The organism is Salinibacterium sp. (genome assembly GCF_031364185.1).
Taxonomy (GTDB): domain Bacteria; phylum Actinomycetota; class Actinomycetes; order Actinomycetales; family Microbacteriaceae; genus Rhodoglobus.
In genome coordinates this window covers 1-1,248 of the sequence record NZ_JANLVV010000385.1, presented here as the reverse complement: position 1 = coordinate 1,248, position 1,248 = coordinate 1, and the positions used below count along the sequence as shown (strand labels likewise).

At 66.3% G+C, this 1,248-nt stretch carries 2 protein-coding genes; both read left to right on the top strand.

Annotation, left to right across the window (positions count from 1 at the left end; genetic code table 11):
• On the top strand, window positions 1-517 hold a 517-nt coding region (locus RMN95_RS16565; RefSeq protein WP_309618006.1), incomplete at its 5' end, for an alpha-E domain-containing protein.
• Window positions 514-1,248 (top strand): transglutaminase family protein (locus RMN95_RS16560; RefSeq protein WP_309618005.1); only part of this gene is annotated, 735 nt, incomplete at its 3' end. The genes RMN95_RS16565 and RMN95_RS16560, both read left to right, overlap by 4 nt.

Genomic DNA, 1,248 nt, shown 5'->3' with positions numbered 1-1,248 from the left:
GGGCATCATCGAGTCGGGCACGAGTCGGGATGAGGCGTGGCAGTTCTTCACGCTCGGCCGCTCCATTGAGCGTGCCGACATGACGGCCCGCCTGCTCGCGACGCGCTCACTGACCGAGGCGAGCGGGCCGTCGTGGACGACAATCCTCCGCTCCTGCGGGGCCTACGAGGCCTATCTGCGCACCTATCGCGGGGTGCCGAGCGCCCGGAACGCGGCCGAGTTCCTGCTGCTCGATCGGCTGTTCCCCCGCAGCATCCTGTACTCCGTCACTCGCGCCGAGGAGTGCATGCGCGAGCTCGAACCACGAAGCGACAGGGTGGGGGTGTCTGACCTGTCGCAGCGGCTGCTCGGGCAGATTCGCAGCGAACTGGAGTACCGGCCGATCGCCGAGATACTAGAAGACCTGACCATGCACATGGATAACGTGCAGGCCGCGACCAGCGCTGCCTCCGAGGCGATCCGCCAGCGCTACTTCCCGACCAACGCGGCCCCGAGCTGGGTGAGAGAGACCTCGTGAACCGCCTTCGCATCAAGCACATGACCGGCTTCCATTACGGCGGTGATGTCACGGCGTCGTACAACGAGGCGAGAATGCTGCCGGTCAGCTCAGACGGTCAGCTCGTGCTGTACTCGAACCTCGAGATCCTGCCGATGTCGAGCCACCATGGCTATGTCGACTACTGGGGTTCGCGGGTGACGTCCTTCGAGATCCTTACCGCTCATAAAGAGCTGGCGCTGACCGCGACGAGCCTGGTTGAGGTGCGTCCACGACCCCACGAGCATGACGACCTGAGTTGGGATGACCTGGCTATCGCCGTCGAGCGCACCACCGAGACCGTGGAGCAGTTGACGCAGACCAGGCGCACCAAACCGCCCGAGGAGGTCGCGGCTATCGCTCGCGAGATCGCCGGCCGCGCTACCGACTCATGTGCCGCCGCGCACGAGATCAGCGCGGCGATCGGTGACGCGGTCGAGTACATGCAGGGTGTCACGGCGGTCACCTCGACCGCGGCGGAGGCATGGGCCGTGCGCAAGGGTGTCTGCCAGGACATCGCGCACCTTGCGCTCGGCGCGCTGCGCTCGGTGGGAATCCCGGCGCGGTACGTATCCGGCTACCTGCATCCGAAACCGGATGCCGCGATCGGCGAGACCATCGCCGGCGAATCGCACGCGTGGGTGGAGTGGTTCTGCGGCGGGCAGTGGCGCGGGTTCGATCCGACCAACCTCATCGATATCGGTGACCGCCAC